General features: G+C 63.2%; 11 protein-coding genes. 8 read left to right on the forward strand and 3 right to left on the reverse strand.

Annotation, left to right across the window (positions count from 1 at the left end; translation table 11 throughout):
• Positions 1–10: 10 nt before the first annotated feature.
• Positions 11–2,323, forward strand: a complete 2,313-nt coding sequence (locus tag AC0L2O_RS13090) for a TIM-barrel domain-containing protein (RefSeq protein WP_473370005.1) — start codon at positions 11–13, stop codon at positions 2,321–2,323.
• A gap of 230 nt (positions 2,324–2,553) precedes the next feature.
• Here the strand turns inward: AC0L2O_RS13090 and AC0L2O_RS13095 are convergent, their stop codons facing one another.
• The gene (locus AC0L2O_RS13095) at positions 2,554–3,963 is read right to left on the reverse strand and encodes an MFS transporter (protein ID WP_473370006.1); all 1,410 of its coding nucleotides are present in this window, start codon (positions 3,961–3,963) and stop codon (positions 2,554–2,556) included.
• A 248-nt stretch (positions 3,964–4,211) separates the two neighbouring features.
• Here AC0L2O_RS13095 and AC0L2O_RS13100 point away from each other — a divergent pair, with 248 nt between their 5' ends.
• The 4 genes from AC0L2O_RS13100 (at position 4,212) to AC0L2O_RS13115 (ending at position 9,340) form a co-directional block, all read left to right on the forward strand.
• Entirely contained in the window at positions 4,212–4,973 is a 762-nt protein-coding gene (locus tag AC0L2O_RS13100; protein WP_473370007.1) for an ArsR/SmtB family transcription factor, read from the forward strand.
• A 313-nt stretch (positions 4,974–5,286) separates the two neighbouring features.
• Entirely contained in the window at positions 5,287–6,879 is a 1,593-nt protein-coding gene (locus AC0L2O_RS13105) for an alpha-hydroxy acid oxidase (protein WP_473370008.1), read from the forward strand.
• A gap of 44 nt (positions 6,880–6,923) precedes the next feature.
• Positions 6,924–8,849, forward strand: coding sequence for a glycoside hydrolase family 15 protein (locus AC0L2O_RS13110; RefSeq protein ID WP_473370009.1), 1,926 nt, complete (start codon positions 6,924–6,926; stop codon positions 8,847–8,849).
• On the forward strand, positions 8,846–9,340 hold the full coding sequence (locus AC0L2O_RS13115; RefSeq protein WP_473370010.1) for a hypothetical protein: 495 nt from the start codon (positions 8,846–8,848) through the stop codon (positions 9,338–9,340). The genes AC0L2O_RS13110 and AC0L2O_RS13115 overlap by 4 nt, the downstream gene beginning before the upstream one ends.
• 10 nt (positions 9,341–9,350) lie before the next feature.
• Here the strand turns inward: AC0L2O_RS13115 and AC0L2O_RS13120 are convergent, their stop codons facing one another.
• Positions 9,351–10,391 carry an SDR family oxidoreductase gene (locus AC0L2O_RS13120; protein ID WP_473370011.1) on the reverse strand — a complete coding sequence of 347 codons (1,041 nt, stop codon included), beginning with the start codon at positions 10,389–10,391 and terminating at the stop codon, positions 9,351–9,353.
• A 9-nt stretch (positions 10,392–10,400) separates the two neighbouring features.
• Positions 10,401–10,844 carry a PPC domain-containing DNA-binding protein gene (locus AC0L2O_RS13125; protein ID WP_369719473.1) on the reverse strand — a complete coding sequence of 148 codons (444 nt, stop codon included), beginning with the start codon at positions 10,842–10,844 and terminating at the stop codon, positions 10,401–10,403.
• Between the two features lie 165 nt (positions 10,845–11,009).
• Between AC0L2O_RS13125 and AC0L2O_RS13130 the strand changes: the two genes are divergently transcribed.
• From AC0L2O_RS13130 to AC0L2O_RS13140, 3 genes are all read left to right on the forward strand, one after another.
• Complete coding sequence (locus tag AC0L2O_RS13130; RefSeq protein ID WP_473370012.1) at positions 11,010–12,767, forward strand: thiamine pyrophosphate-dependent enzyme; 1,758 nt, start codon at positions 11,010–11,012, stop codon at positions 12,765–12,767.
• Positions 12,768–12,937: 170 nt separating this feature from the next.
• Entirely contained in the window at positions 12,938–15,937 is a 3,000-nt protein-coding gene (locus AC0L2O_RS13135) for an FAD-binding and (Fe-S)-binding domain-containing protein (RefSeq protein ID WP_473370013.1), read from the forward strand.
• A 272-nt stretch (positions 15,938–16,209) separates the two neighbouring features.
• Positions 16,210–16,941 (forward strand): gluconate 2-dehydrogenase subunit 3 family protein, encoded by a 732-nt coding sequence (locus tag AC0L2O_RS13140; protein ID WP_473370014.1) that lies wholly within the window; start codon positions 16,210–16,212, stop codon positions 16,939–16,941.
• Positions 16,942–16,943: the final 2 nt, after the last annotated feature.

A 16,943-nucleotide genomic window follows, 5' to 3' on the forward strand; every position in this document is an offset into this window, starting at 1 on the left:
CCTGAGCCTCATGAAAGCCCTGACCCACGGCCGCTTCCGCGGCCTCGACGGCCACGCCGCGCTGTTTGATCTTGCAACCGGACCGGCGGCAGCCCCGCTCGCCACACTCCGTATCGCAATCCTCGAGCGCGACATCGGCCGCGTCACCTTGCGCCGGCCTGAGGGTTATCGCCTCGATCGCGGCTGGGCGATCGCCCCGAACCGCATTGAACCGCCATTCGAGGGGCGGCTGCGCGACGATGTCACAGGTTTTGCAAATCCGGTGCCGACGGCGTGGGAGGCCGGTGGCATCGTCACTGTCGCGGCCGGCGGTCTCACCGCGCGGGTGCGACTCGATCCGTTCGGCATAGCCTGGTACCGCGATGGCGAGGACCGGCCATTCCTGCGCGACCGCCCGACCCAGGCTTATTTTCTGTCGCGCAACAACGGCGCGTTGCTGCACGCGATGGAACGGCACGAGGACGAACGCCATTACGGCCTCGGAGACAAGGCCGGTCCGCTCGATCGCACCGGCCGGCGCTTCGCCATTGATGCCGTCGATCCCTGCGGCTTCGACGCCGAGCTGTCCGACCCCCTCTACAAGATGCTGCCGTTCTTCATCGTTGATGGCGCACGCGGCGCACACGGCATCTTCTACGACAATCTCGCCCTCGGCTCGGTCGATCTCGGCTGCACGCTTGACAATTATCACGGCCTATTCCGCAGCTATCGCGCCGAGGACGGCGACCTCGATTATTACGTGCTCGCCGGCCGGACGGTGCCCGCGGTCACGCGCCGGTTTTCCTGGCTGACCGGCGGACAGGCTTTTGCGCCGCGCTGGACGCTCGGTTTTGCCATGACGACGATGACCATCGCCGACGCGCCGGATGCGGATGCACGTATCACCGGCTTCATCGAAGATTGCAGACGCCACCGCATTCGTTGCGACAGCTTTCACTTCGGCTCCGGCTATACTTCCATCGGCGACCGTCGCTACGTCTTCAACTGGAACCGCGACAAATTCCCGAATCCGTCCGCCACGATGGCGCGACTGAAGGCAGCCGGCATGCAGCCGGTCACCAACATCAAGCCCTGCCTGCTCGACGATCATCCACGGCTCGCCGAAGCCAAGGCGAGCGGCATTCTGGTCGGCGACGGCGAGACCGGCGAGCCCGCGGTGGCGCAGTTCTGGGACGGCCTCGGCTTCCACGTCGACTTCACCAACCCGAAGGGCCGGCAATGGTGGGCGAACGGCATCCGCGACGCCTTGCTCGCCTTTGGCGTAACCGCGGTGTGGAGCGACAACAACGAATTTGAGATCTGGGACGAGGATGCGGTCTGCGACGGCGACGGGCGACCGTTTCCGCAAGGGCTCGCCCGTCCCGCGCAGGCCCTGCTGATGCATAAGCTCGCCTACGAGACCCAGGCCGCGCAGGCGCCGGACAAACGGCCCTATACGATCACGCGCGCGGGCAGCGCCGGCATTGCCCGCTACGGCCAGACCTGGAGCGGCGACAACGAAACCGCCTGGAAGACGCTGCGCTACAACCTGACCCAGGGCCTCAACATGAGCCTGTCGGGGCTTTATAATATCGGCCACGACGTCGGCGGCTTTCACGGCCCTTCGCCCGGCCCGGAACTGCTCTGCCGTTTTGTCGAGTTCTGCGCGCTGTGGCCGCGCATGGTGATGAATTCCTGGAAGGCGAGCGGCATCGTCAACACGCCCTGGATGCATCCCGGTGTGATTCCACAGGTCCGATCCGCCATGGAACTCCGCCACAGCCTTATCCCCTATCTGTACACGCAGATGTGGCGCGCAGCAGTGGAAAACGTGCCGGCGGTGCGCCCGCTACTCTGGGATTTCGCCTCGGATACGACGGCAGCAGCTGTCGAGGACGCTTTCATGCTTGGCCCCGATCTCCTCGTCGCTCCGGTGCTGGAAGAGGGGGCGACGACGCGCGAGGTCTATCTGCCCGTCCATCCCGACGGCTGGTACGACTGGCATGACGGCACACCATTCGACGGCGGCCGCACCGTTACCGTGGCGGCGCCTCTTGGCCGGCTACCGGTGTTCGCACGCGCGGGCTCGATCGTTCCGATCGAAGACGAGAAAGGGCTGACGGCGATCGCATTCGGGGCGCCCCATCGTGGTGGCTTCGGCCTTCTCTATGTCGATGATGGCGAGACGGCGGACTGGCGCAAGGCGGGCATGGCGATCGAACTCCGCCTCCGCCCCGACGATGCCGGCTTCGTTCTCGATGTCAGCGGACGAGACCCGGCGCCGCCAATCCGCGTCCGCGGCGTCGGCGTGCCGAACCTGCGTCTTGCCGGCAAGGCGGAGTGACGAAGGCAAACGCACTCACATTACTACTCACCTCCTCACGTTATCAGATCACGCGTTGTCGAAAGCTTTAAGGGACGGTTGCACCGATTGCCTCAATGAGTATCTGTTCACCCATCTCAACGAGGCCCGCCAGATCATCGAGGAAGGGAGGATCGACTACAACACCAGCCGACAGACACGAGCCTCAACGGGCTCGTACCAACAGAGTTCGCACCCTCCGCGATTCCGAGTCAGTCCTTTGCTCGGCCAAGCCAGATCGCGACCGCACCGGCGAGCAACACAGCGGCCGAAATGAGCAGCGAGGCATGTGCGCCCGCAATGAACACGTTGTTGCCTCCGACCAGCGAGCCGAATAGGGCAACGCCAAGCACGCTGCCGGTCTGCCGCGTTGCGTTCAAAACGCCCGCGGCGATGCCGGATCGCGACTTCTCGACACTGCCGAGCAGCGTCGAGGTCAAGGACGGCACGAGCAAGCCGAGCCCGCCGCCGAGGATCATAAGCTGAGTGCCGATAGTCCCGTAGCTGGTGCCTGAGGCCATAGGCAGCAGCGCAACGCAGCCCGCGGCGGTGATCACACAAGCCAGTGCAATGGTTTGCGGCGCGCCGAGGCGCTCGCTGACCGATGCGGCGACGAGGTTGGTGGGCAGCACCATGCCCATCATGGGCACGAAAGCGAGGCCTGTTGCGAACGGCGACCAGCCGTTGATTTTCTGGAAGTAGAGACTGAGCACGAAGATCAGGCCGTAGAACGCGATGTTGAAGAGGAGCCCAACCAGAGCGGTCAGCGCAAACATGCGGTGGCGGAACAACGAGAGTGGCAGCATCGGTTGTCGCGCGCGCGCCTCGCGCCATACGAACAGGAGTCCGATCACGGCCGCTGCCACGAAGCCCATGATGACGAGCGGATGGCTCCAGCCGAGCATGCCGCCTTCGATCAGGGCGCCGGCCAGCGTGCCGAGGGTTGCAACGGCCGCGATCTGTCCCGGCAAATCGATCTCGCGCTGCGCGAGCCGCGGCGTCTCCTCGGCGTAACGCCAGGCAAGCCAGAGGCCGGCGGCGCCAATCGGCAGGTTGACGAGAAAGATCGCGCGCCAGCCGACCAGCGTGATCAGCGCGCCGCCGACAAACGGCCCCGAAGTCAGTGCGACGCTCGCACCTGCGGCCCAGAAGCCGACTGCGCGGCCGCGCGCCTTCGGATCGGCATAGGCATGATTGAGCAGCGTCAGCGAGTTCGGCACCAGGATCGCTGCTGCCAGGCCCTGCACGGAGCGTGCGGCGATCAGGAATATCGCCGACGGCGCCAGCGCGCAGGCGAGCGAAGCCAACGTGAAGATCGCAAAGCCCGCGATGAATATCCGTTTGGCGCCGACGCGGTCACCGAGCGCGCCGGAGGTCAATATGAAGGCCGCGAATGCGATGGTATAGGCGGTCACCACCCATTGCAGCTCGGCCACGCTACCGCCGAGCGAAGTGCCGATGCTGCTCAGCGCAGTATTGACGATCGTGATATCGAGCTGCACCACGCCAAGGCCGAGGCTCGTGGCAGCAAGTGCCAGCGCCGTCGCGAGCGGCGAACGGGATGACGTGTTGTCGGAGTGGGCTAGTTCCGGCTGCCTTGTATTGAACGAAGTGGTTTGCATTGATCACACTCAGTTGCCTGTGAGAATTTGACGGCCCAGATCAGCCCGCTTTGCGATGGTCATTCGATGCCAACCGAATATTCGGAGCCGAGGGATGATCTTTCTCCTCGTCGCGGCATGTCTTCACCGGGCCTACTGGCGTCCAGGCAACCTATGTTTCGTGATCGATCCAGTCTCGCGGAAACACTACGGTCTTGACCGAAGTATTCGTACTTGGCACTGCGTCCTTATCGGCGTACGAGACGGGCATGGACACGGGACCCAAAATCGCCCAAGTCGCAGCGCTCATCGGCGACCCTGCGCGCGCCAACATGCTGAGCGCGCTGATGGATGGCCGAACGTTGACCGCCTCGGAGCTCGCCTATGTGTCTGGCGTGGCGCCGCAGACAGCGAGTGGCCATCTTGCGAAACTTAGCGACGCGGGATTGCTCGCGCTCGCAAAGCGGGGCCGACGGCGATATTTCCGCCTGGCCTCTCCGCACGTCGCGCGCGTGCTAGAAGGTCTCATGGTCGTGGCGCAGGACGGCCCCGCCCGGCAGCGCAATCTCTGGCGCGGTGGAGAAACGCTCCGGCACGCGCGCACGTGCTATGACCACATGGCCGGCCGCATCGCCGTCGCAATCGCCGACCGGCTGGTCCAACAGTCGTTTATTCTGCTCGACGAGGATGGCGGGCAACTCACCGACGCCGGCCGGTCATTCTTCAATGAGTTGGGCGTCGATCTTCGCCTCGCCTCCAAGCGCCGGGTGTTCTGTCGCCCCTGTCTCGACTGGAGCGAGCGCCGGCCGCATCTGGCCGGGGCAGTCGGCGCCGCCATTCTTGATCACGCTCTCGAGCACGATTGGGTCGAGCACGTCAGGGATAGCCGGGCGCTCGTCGTAACCCCGGTTGGCGTTAGAGAACTCGCCACAATGTTCGGCATCGAGGGCGCACCCCCGATGGACGGTCGCGATGGGCGTGTTGGGTCACTATCCGTCCTAGCTGGGACGCGGCTTACGGATGAAATGTGAGTAGATGCTAGAGTTGCCATGGGCAGCAGGCGCGGTCCATGCGGGACTCGTCTCCACAATCGCCGACCGGAATCGAACCCGGCTCAGACTCGAAATCTTTGGAGGAGACAGGCGAGCGCTTGACGGTCTCCGCGAATTGCCGCTCCAGGAAGAGTTTGCGGGGAACCCGGCGCATCGCTGACAGAACGCGTCTGTTGCGGATGCCGCGGCAGGCGATCTGAAAGTGGACCTAAGGCTCATCGATCGGCCGACCGATTGATCAACTCGGGGCGCCAAACATTTTCGAACAGGAACAAAAGCAATTCGCTCGCGGTTGTTCATTGCGGCGTGCAGACCGCCTGAAGCAGACGTCAATCGATCAGGCGCACGATCAAGACAAAAGCGGCCTGCGGTGCGCGGCAGCTCAGGCTGGTCGCTTGGAGATCGCAGAAGCGGTCGTCGCAATCAGGTCGCAATCAGCCGGAATGGAAATCGGCGCTCAACGATTTGTACCCCCAATTTCCGGCCTTCAGCGTCCCGCCGTCCGAGAACAACGGTCGAGGTTTCAATGCGGACATTGGGCAGGGTTGACGAACACCGTACCGCAGATCGCGATCGCCTTCTTGCATGCGCTCTTGCCGGCATAGCGGGCGCTATCATTGGTGCTGCGCTGACACGCTCCCACCCCGGCGGTCGCGAGCCCAATCGCCATACGCAATTGGCACAGCTCAATGGTACGCCCGCGCGGCGGTACTATAGCGGCTTCAATCCCCAACGGGCGGTTGCCATCGCCGACCTCCGAGCGATGGCTCACAAGCGGCTGCCGCGGTTTGCACTCGAATATCTTGAGGGTGGAGCGGAGGATGAGGCCGCGCTGCTCGGTGAGCGGCGCGCCTTTGCCGATTGGCGTTTCCTGCCGCGGACTCTGGTCGATGTTTCCGGCCGCACGCTCGCAACCAGCATCCTGGGCCAATCTGCCGCCATGCCGCTTGTGGCTTCACCGACCGGCCTCAACGGCATCCTGCACGCGCATGGTGATTGCTTGCTGGCTCAGGCTTCGCAGCAGGCGGATATTCCGTTCGTCCAGAGCACGATGTCGAACGACACAATGGAAGAGGTGGCGCGGGCCGCGCCCGGCGTGCGCCATTGGTGGCAGCTCTATGTCTTTGGCGGGGACGAGATCTGGCAGGAGCTTCTGCGCCGCGCGGAGCGAGCGGGGTGCGAGGCCCTCGTGCTGACGACCAATGCCCAAATCTTCGGCGATCGCGAATGGCAGCGACGCAATCAGATCGGAAACGCCCGGCTTTCGGCGTCCGCGGCGCTCGAAAGCCTCACGCATCCGCTCTGGTTTGCCGAAAATCCGCTGTCGCTGGGACTACCAAAATTTGCCAACATCATCGACTTCGTTCCGAAGGATCAGCGCAGCTTCTTCGCGGCCTCGAACTGGGTCCGAGCGCATCAACCGACCTCGCTGAGCTGGGACACGGTTGCAAAGATACGACAGCGCTGGAACAAGCCGTTCATTCTCAAGGGCATTCTCTGTCCCGACGATGTGCGGCGCGCGCTCGATAGCGGCGCGGATGGAATCGTGCTGAGCAGCCACGGCGGGCGCCAGTTGGACTGGACGATCGCGCCGCTTGATTTGCTGCCGGTCGCACGCGAGATCGTTGGTGAAAAGATCGCGCTTTACATGTCCGGTGGTGTCCGGAGAGGAACCGACCTGCTCAAGGCTTGCGCGCTCGGCGCCGACGCAGTTTGGGTCGGGCGGGCGCTATTGTATGGGCTATGTGCGGCCGGCGCTGCAGGCGCCGCACGCGCGCTCGCGATCATCAAGGCCGAGGCATTGGACGCGATGGGCTTGTTGGGAGCAAACCGCATTGAGGAGCTTGATTCGCACCTGCTGGCGCACGCCGGGCGCGTGGCCTGACACAGCCCCTTGGGGAACCAAAGGAAGCCAGCCGCGTCAGATTCGTGCTGGCTTGCCCATTGACGCAAGAGTTCCCAGCCGCAGAACCAGCGTCGCGCTGGTCCCGATCCAATGACATGAAGTCACGGAGGCTGAACTTGGACCGGCAGATGTCCCGCGCCAGAGGACCTCGTCAGCCGGAGATCAGAGACTACGCGATCATCGGCGACTGCAGAACCGCTGCGTTGATCTCGCGGGAGGGCTCGCTTGATTGGCTGTGTCTGCCGAATTTCTCCAGCACCAGCGCATTTGCTCGCCTGCTCGACCTGAATGCAGGTCACTTCTCGATCAGGCCGTCTGCTCCCTTCGCCGTCGAACGCCGCTATTTGCCGGCGACTGCCGTGCTCGAGACAACGTTCAAGACCGACAGCGGCGTCGCTCGAGTGATTGATCTCTGCCCGATCTCGGACAGCATCGGATCGCTCCTTCCCATGCGCGAGATCTTGCGCATCGTCGAGGGCGTCGCAGGTTCCGTCGACCTGGAGATCGAATTCGCGCCGCGACTTCAGTATGGGCGTGTGCGATCCACCTTCCGCAAGATGACCGATGCCGTATGGCGCTGCGGGAGCACCAACGAGTTGCTCTTGCTCAACAGCAATGTCGAGCTCGCTGATCACGGATCGATGCTGAGCGCCAAGCTGCATACGACGGAGGGCGAGCGGGAACACTTCAGCCTCTCGTATGTCGAATGCGACGTCGGAACGATCGCTCCGGTCGGAGCACATGCCGACGCGCGTTGCGATCGCACGATCGCATGGTGGCAGGATTGGAGCCGTACCTGCAACTTTCCCGGGCGCGAGCGCGATATCGTGTTGCGAAGCGCGATAACGCTCAAACTCATGACGTTCTGTCTCTCCGGCTCTATCGTGGCTGCACCCACCACGTCCGTTCCGGAGGCGATCGGTGGCGAGCGCAATTGGGATTATCGATACTGCTGGCTGCGCGATGCAGGGTTGACCATGAGCTCGCTGGTCGATCTCGGGTTCCACGAGGAGGCCTCGACCTATTTGGGCTGGTTGTTGCACGCGACGCGTCTGACGCGGCCGAATCTTTGCAGCCTTTATGACGTTTATGGGCGCACGAACTTGCGTGTGCAGATTGCCGAGTGGCTCTCCGGCTACATGAACACGGCGCCGGTTCGCATCGGAAATGACGCAATCGAACAGCTTCAGCTCGACGTGCACGGCCAGGTGATCGCCGCAGCGCAAATCTTTGCCAACTCCGGCTGCGAACTCAGCCCATTGGAGGCGCGCATGCTGATTGGCTTTGGCGACGTCATCTGCAAGCGCTGGCGAGAGCCGGATAACGGAATTTGGGAGATTCCCGGCGCCCGCCGCCCATACACGTTCTCAAAGGCCATGTGTTGGGTGGCATTGGACAGGCTGCTGTCGCTGCATGAGCGCGGAATCATTGATCTCGGAACGCGAGAGGCCGGATTTCGGCAGACCCGTGCGGATATCGCCGATTGCATCGAAACCCGGGGCTTCAGCACCGCCCTCGACAGTTACACAGCCGAGCTTGATGGACGAGAGATGGACGCTGCGCTGCTCCTGCTCGTTTGCTTTGGCTACAAGGTCGCATCGGACACACGAATGGTTGCGACCTACAATCGGCTTCAGGACGAGCTCGGTTGCGGCGATCTCCTCTATCGATATCGTCCGGGATATGATGGCCTGAAGGGCAGGGAGGGCGCGTTTGGTCTCGTCAGCTTCTTTGCCATCGTTCACCTCGCCGAGCGCGGCCTTGTTGAGGAAGCTGTGCGCCGCTTCGATGATCTCTGCGACTTTGCCAATGATGTCGGACTGTTCGGTGAAGAAATAGAACCCGGTACCGGAAGAGCGCTCGGCAACTTTCCTCAGGCCTTCACTCATGTCGGCCTGATCTATTCCGCGCTGGCCATCGAGCGGGCACGACGGAGAACCGCCCCGTGAACGCGCCGTGGGATCTGTCACTCTGGGCGTTGATCGCAACGCTGGCAATGACCTCCATTCTGGAGGACAGCCGCGGACTCGGATTTTCCCGTCTGAGTCTTCCGTTCCTGATCGGCACGTTCTTCACGAGTCGGCGCGGACGCGCGGTGATCCTCGGCTTTGTTGTGTACACGATTGGCGGCTGGCTGTTTGCATTCGTCTATTTCCTGCTGTTCTCGAGCGTTCGGATCTACACATGGTGGTTCGGCGCGCTCGCGGGCCTCGTGCACGGCGTGTTTCTTCTGGCCTGCGCGCTTCCTCTCCTGCCCTTCGTGCATCCAAGGATGGCGTCGGAGTACCACTCCGCGAGCGCGATCCGGCAGCTCGAGCCGCCCGGATTTCTTGCCATGAACTACGGCTATCATACGCCCTTGAGCACGTTGATTGCCCAGATGGTGTATGGCGCAGCGCTCGGCGGCTTCGTGCAGGTTGCGCATTGGGTAGGCGCGTAATCAACGATACTCAGCGATAGCGCGTACGCAGCGTTCCTCGCGGACGCGGCCGGGCCAGCAGCCCAAGCGTCAGAAGTGCGGCTCCGCATGCAATGACCGGCGCGACGCGAGCGACTGCGCCGCGGACCGCGACCGCATGATTTCTGGCCTCGCTTCCAAAGCTGCCGCGGGTGCGATGCAGATCGTGGACCGGCTCCAGAAGATTGTCCCTGCGATAGGGCGCCACGGGCGTATCGGTTTCCTGTCCGGCGAAGGTCGTTCGAGCGAGATAGCGATCGAACAGCCCGGGAGCTAGCCAGTTCCCGAGAACGACTGCCAGGGTGCTCGCGCCGATCCAATATTCCCGCGCGGGCTGCACTGCTGCGCGATAGAGCGTGTCCGCGATCACCTCCGGCTGAACGGCGGGCGGCACCGGACGAGGCTGGTGCGACCGGTGGGTCCGCGCCCAATCGAATTGCGGCGTGTTGACGGCCGGCAGTTCCACGATCGTCAGTCTGATGCGAGAACCTTCATGGATCAGTTCTGTGCGAAGGGAATTCGTGAATCCGCGGATGGCATGTTTCGCGCCGCAATATGCGGATTGCAATGCGATGCCGCGATACGCCAGGGCCGAGCCGACTTGAATGATCGTGCCGCAATTACGTGGGCGCATGTGGCGCAGGGCTGCCATCGTGCCATGAACCACGCCGAGATAAGTCACCTCGGTCACGCGTCGGAATTCGTCCGGCGTCAGATCCCAGACCGGCGAAAATACGGTGACCATCGCATCGTTGATCCAGACGTCGATCGGTCCGAGGTGCCGCGCAAGGGCATCCGCCGCGGCAAAAACCTGATCCGCATCGGCAACATCCGCCGGCGCAATAAAAGCTCGGCCGCCAAGCCGCTCGACCTCGTCCTTCACCACGTTCAGGGCGTCCTCGTCGCGCGCAATCAAGCCGATTGCAGCGCCCGCCCGTGCATAACGATGTGCTGCGGCCCGTCCAACGCCGGCGGATGCGCCCGTGATCACGACCGTGCGGTTACGAAATGCAGAGGACACCAAGAACGCCATCGATGGGCCTCACGCATCGAGCCGGATGAGCGCAAGGCCTGACTGCGGATCCTTACGCTTACGCAGATGGGCGGGACTTTCCGTCACAATCACCTCAAGCGTCGGCCGAACATGCGCTTCGCCGAGATGGCCGGCCATTGCCGCACCGTCCTGCCTACCGAGCACCAGATGAACGTGAAGAGCGGCCTCGCCGGAGGGCTCCTCGGCCACGTCCCCGATGAGCGAGGCGACCTCGACCTGTTCTAGCACCGCAATCCGCTGATACTCTTTCCTGCCCCAGTTGAAATACAGCAGGACAGCGTCGCTGAAGGCGCCGATGGCGGTGAGTTGTGCCGCGCGCACCTTCTCGGCGGCAACGAAACGTTTCAGGCAATCCATGACCTCTTCACCCGTTTCCAGGATCACCGCATAGGTTCTTTGTCCGCCGGTCTCATGGAGAAGCTTGTGGCGCATCTGGAGGTCCTCCGTCGCCAAGTAAACTAGCGAGAGAACCGCGAGCAGCTTTAAAGAGTTCCTGAATCATCGAAGATGTTGAAGGCTAGGTCGAAGGTTGATTGGAACGCTCCTCGCCGAACTCTGTTTTGCGATCAAGGGGGCTTGAAATTGCTGGAATAGCTCATGGCCTCTCCTACTGCATCGGACGTCCTCGTTGAGACCTTGCTCGATTGGGGCGTCGACACCGTCTTTGGCCTTCCGGGGGACGGGATCAACGGCATCATTGAAGCGTTGCGCACGCACCAGGATCGGATCAAGTTCATTCAGGTCCGTCACGAGGAGGCCGCCGCCTTTAATGCCTGCGCTTACGCGAAGTGGACCGGACGACTTGGCGTATGCATTGCGACCTCTGGTCCCGGCGGCATTCATCTCCTCAACGGCCTCTACGACGCCAAGCTCGATGGGCAGCCGGTCCTCGCCATCACGGGATTGCAATTCCACGACCTGCTCCACACGTTCACCCAGCAGGACGTGGAACTGGACAAGCTGTTCATGGATGTTTGCGTCTACAACAGCCGCATCATGGGGCCGCAGCACGTCGAGAACGTGGTGGAACTCGCCTGCCGTACGGCGCTCGCTTATCGCGGCGTCGCGCATGTCACGGTTCCCGTCGACATGCAGTCTCAGCCGGTGAGCGCAGGCAAGCGATCGGAGCGCAATGTACCTCATCACGTCTCCGATTTGATGGCCCGCTCCGCGCAAGCGCCGAGCGATGACCAGATCGGCCGCGCCGCCGCAATCCTCAATGCGGGCAAGAAGACTGCAATCCTGGCGGGCCGCGGCGCGCTCGATGCGCGCGACCAGGTGCTCGCAGTCGCCGAGCGCCTTGGCGCGCCGGTGATCAAACCGCTGCTGGGCAAGGGCGTCATTCCCGATGACAGCCCGTTCTCGGCAGGCGGGATCGGTCTGCTCGGTACCAAACCGGCACAAGAGGCGCTGGAGACTTGCGACACGCTGCTGATTGCCGGCAGCTCGTTTCCCTACATCGAATTCTACCCCAAGCCCGGCCAGGCGCAGGCGGTGCAAATCGAACTCGACCCGATGCGAATGGGATTGCGATATCCCGTTGCGGCCGGTCTGGTCGGCGATACCGGGAAGGCGCTTCAGGCACTGTTGCCCCGGTTGGATTACCGGGAGGACCGGTCGTTCCTGGAGACGGCCCAATCCGGCATGAAGGAGTGGAGCCAGCTGATGGCCGAGCGGGGCACGAGGAGCGACAAGCCCATGAAGCCCGACGTCGTCGCCTACGAGCTCAACAGGCTCCTGTCTGACGATGCGATCGTATCGACCGACTCCGGGACGATCACCACCTGGATCGCCCGTCATCTTGTGATGCGCGGAAACATGATGTTCTCGTGCTCGGGCAATCTGGCGACCATGGCCTGCGGCTTGCCCTATGCAATCGCCGCCGCGGTCGCCCAGCCCGGCAGGCAGGTCGTGGCTTTTGTCGGTGACGGCGGCCTCACCATGTTGATGGGCGAGCTTGCGACTTGCGTCAAATACGATCTCGACGTGAAGATCGTGGTGATCAAGAACAACGCGCTCGGCCAGATCAAATGGGAGCAGATGGTCTTCCTCGGCAACCCGGAATATGTCTGCGACCTCCAGCCGATCGACTTTGCCGCCGTGGCACGCGGCTTCGGCGTCAAGGCTTTCAGTGTCGACGATCCCGCGCGCTGCGGCGAGGTGCTGCGCGAGGCGCTGAGCACGCGCGGTCCGGTCCTGATTGAGGCGGTCGTCGACCCGCACGAGCCGCCAATGCCGCCGAAGGCGACGATGAAGCAGGTCAAGAACTTCGCCGAGTCGCTCGCCCGCGGAACGCCGGCACGCGGGAAAATCGCCTGGACGGTGGCCTCGGACATCGTCCGCGAAATTACCTGACGCCGCATGGCGCCACGCGACGGCCGCCAGCCGCCCGCAAACGTGAGATGCCGCTCTCAGCGCAACGGACGGCGCCCTGCGGGCCTGCAGTGCCGCCACGCAGTCATGCGGCAGATGGCATTCGTGCGACAGAGGGAAGCTGAGGACAGTCATGCGGCAGAGGGAAGCTGATGAGCCACACTCTCGAAGTCGATCATAGCAAGTCGCGTGGTTCGCTGCGCCGTATCGAGCGGACGGCTGACGGCAGGATCGTCAGCGCGGAAACCCGCCCGCCTGCTCCCGGACAATATGAGGATCTCGGCCGCGAGCTTGCCCGCGCCGTGGATGGCGAAGTGCGGTTCGACAGCGGCGACCGAGCGCTCTACGCCACGGATGCATCGAATTACCGGCAGGTTCCGATCGGCGTCGTGATCCCGCGTTCGGCCGCGGCCATCGCCCGGACCGTCGAGCTTTGTCGCAAGTTCGAAGCGCCCATCGTGATGCGCGGCGGCGGGACGAGCCTCGCAGGCCAAGGCTGCAACGTCGCGGTGTTGATCGATTGCTCGAAATACCTCAATCGCGTGGTCGCCATCGACACCATCTCGCGCATCGCGGAAGTCGAGCCCGGCTGCATTCTGGACAATTTGCGCTCGGCTGCCGAACGCAACCACCTCACCTTCGGACCGGATCCAGCGACGCATGACCACAACACGCTCGGCGGGATGATCGGCAACAACTCCTGCGGCGTTCACTCGGTGATGGCGGGCCGGACGTCCGACAACGTCGATTCGATGGACATCCTCACCTATGATGGCGTCCGCCTCGAGGTCGGCCGTACCGGAGAGCATGAGTTCCGGCAGCATCTCGCAGCCGGCGGGCGCCGGGCGGAGATCTTCCGGCAGCTCGACGAATTTCGCAGCCGCTATCGCGATCTCATCCTGGCGAAATACCCCAAAATTCCGCGCCGGGTATCCGGCTACGAGAATCTGGATGAGCTCATGCCGGAGCGCGGGTTCAATGTTGCGCGCGCGCTCGTGGGAACCGAAGGCACATGCGCAGTCGTTCTGCGCGCCAGGCTGAATCTGGTGCTAAGCCCGCGGCAGCGCGCGCTCGTCATCATCGGGTTCGACGATGTCTATCGCGCCGCCGATGCCGTGCCCGACGTGCTGCGCTATGAGCCGATCGGGCTTGAAGGCTTCGACCGGCTGCTCGTGGAGTTCGTCCAGCGAAAGCATCTCCACCCCGAAGACATCAAGGTGCTTCCGGCAGGGGGCGGATGGCTGATTGCGGAATTCGGTGCCGATACCAGTGACGATGTGGCGGCCAAGGCCCGGCCACTGGCCGAGGAATTCGGGCGACGCGGGCGTGACGCGAAGCTGGTTGCTGATCCCCAGCAGCAGGCGAAGATCTGGGAGGTTCGCGAGGCGGCTCTGGCGGCGACTGCGCACGTACCGGACTTTCCGGAAACCCATCCTGGATGGGAGGATAGTGCGGTGAGCCGGGAAAATCTCGGACCTTATCTTCGCGAGCTCAAGGCGCTCTATCACAAGCACGGCTATGAGGCATCCGTCTATGGCCATTTCGGCGACGGGCTCGTGCATTGCCGCGTGCCGTTCGATCTGCGGACCGAGTCGGGCCTCGCCAATTGGCAGCGATTCCTCGACGAAGCTGCCGATCTCGTCGTCCGCTACGGCGGCTCGCTCTCAGGCGAGCATGGCGACGGTCAGGCGCGCGCGAGCCTCTTGGAGAAGATGTACGGGCCCGAGCTGATGCAGGCCTTCCGTGAGTTCAAGGCGATTTGGGATCCGGCCGGCAAGATGAATCCGGGAAAGGTCATCGACCCGTTCCCGCCGACATCGAATCTGCGGATCGGTCCGAATTATCAGCCGCCTGACCTGCCGACGTATTTTTCCTTCAAGGAAGACTCCAACAGCTTTGCCAAGGCGACACGCCGCTGCGTGGGCGTCGGAACCTGCCGCCGCCGCGACAGTAACAAGGGCGTCATGTGCCCGAGCTACATGGCGACCAACGAGGAGAAGCATTCGACGCGCGGTCGCGCGCGCCTGCTGTTCGAGATGCTGCATGGCGGACCGATCGACGACCTCTGGCGCAGCACCGAGGTAGAGGAGGCGCTCGATCTCTGCCTCGGTTGCAAGGGCTGCAAGAGCGACTGCCCCGTGCAGGTGGACATGGCGACCTATAAGGCGGAGTTTCGGGCGCATCACTACAAGGGTCGCCTGCGCCCGCGTGCCGCCCACTCCATGGGCCTGATCCATGAGTGGTCGCGCCTTGCCAACTCCGCGCCGTGGTTCGCCAATGCGGTCTTCCGATGGCCGGGACTCTCCGCGGTGGCCAAATGGGCGGGAGGGATTGCGCCGCAGCGCAGGATTCCGACCTACGCGCGCCAGTCGTTCGTCCAGTGGTTTCGCGCGCGTGGCGCGCGCGGAAGCGGCAAGCCGGTCATGTTGTGGCCGGACACGTTCAACAATTACTTCAGGCCTCAGACCGCGATCGCCGCCACCGAGGTTCTCGAGTCGCTCGGCTACGCCGTGACGATTCCCGACCGCATCCTGTGCTGCGGTCGGCCACTCTATGACTGGGGCATGCTCGATCGCGCCAAGAAGCTCTGGGAACGCACATTCGTCGCGCTCGCTCCCGCCATGAAGGCAGGTATGCCGATCGTCGGCCTTGAGCCGGCTTGCGTCAGCGCGTTCCGGGACGAACTGCCGAGCCTCTTCCCCGGTCACGAGCACGCCGAGCGCCTTTCGCACCAGACTCTGTTCTTCACCGAATTTCTCGATCGGCACGTTCCACATCAAGAGCTCGGCCGTGCCTCGGGCGCGGCCTTGGTTCAGTTTCACTGCCACCACCATGCGGTCCTCGAACCGGAGGCAGAGCAGCACGTTCTTGATCAAATCGGACTCAACTACGAGGTCATGAAATCCGGGTGTTGCGGGATGGCCGGGGCGTTCGGATTCGAACGCGACAAATATGACGTGTCCATCACCGCGGCCGAACGCGCCATGTTGCCCCTGATCAGGGATGCAGCCTCCAATGCGATCATTCTGGCCGATGGATTCAGTTGCCGCGAGCAGATCGAGCAGTGCACCGGCCGCAGGACGCAGCATATCGCGGAGTTGCTGGCCGATGTGGTCGCCCCAAGGGATCGATATGCGAGTTCGTCGACCTGACAAGAGCCGCAAGCGCCGGCCGGAAGCCCCTCGAGGGAAGCATACTGCGGGAAGTCCAACAGAGAGCGCGAAGGAGCGATCGTCCCCGGGCGAGACCGCGCCCAGCCACGAAGTCCATGAAGGCCGGCTGATCGAGAAGCCGGCCAAGGAAAGCGGTAAGTGAGGTCCGAAGGGAGGGCCGATCCTCCGCAGGCATCATACCAAAGGCGAGGAAAGTCTTAGGAACCTGCAATCCTGGTTGGCGTTGCCGAACCGGTTCGATGGACATCGCCATGCGACGCCGGACGTTTGTGATTTCGCTCGCGAGCTGGCTCGTCAGCACGACGTCGCTGACGCGGGCGAGGGTGATTCATGGCTCTATCCCCTGGTCTCCTTTTCCAGACTCGGCACCGGAAATCGTGCGCCCCGGTCCATGGCAGTTCTTCACGCTCGATGAAGCCCGCGCGATGGAGGCGATCGTCGACCGTATCATCCCGCCGGATCCGGAGACGCCGGGCGGCAAGGATGCGGGCTGCGCCGTCTTCATCGATCGTCAGCTCAGGGGGCCGTACGGCTCTAACCAGGGTTTGTACAGACTCGGTCCGTTCGGCAAAGGCACCAAGGAGCAGGGCGCGCAATCGGAGCTGACGCATGCCGAGCTCTATCGGAAGGCGTTGGCCGCACTTGACAAGCATTGCAAATCAACCCAGGGCGGCAAGTCCTTCGCCGAACTCGGCGCGTCCGAACAGGACGACATGCTGCGCAAGATCGAGTCCGGTGAGATCAAGTTCGAGACTGTCGATGCGCAAGGGTTTTTCTCCGCGCTGTTGAAGGATGTCCCGGAAGGCTTCTTCTCCGATCCCATCCATGGCGGCAATCGCGACATGGTCGGTTGGAAGATGATCGGCTTTCCTGGCATCCGTTATGACTATCGCGACTGGGTCCATCGTCACAACGAGCGCTATCCATATCCGCCCGTCAGCATTGCGGGTCGTGCCGACTGGACCCCAAAATCGAGAGCGTGACG

It is taken from the genome of Bradyrhizobium sp. Kon10 (genome assembly GCF_055807395.1).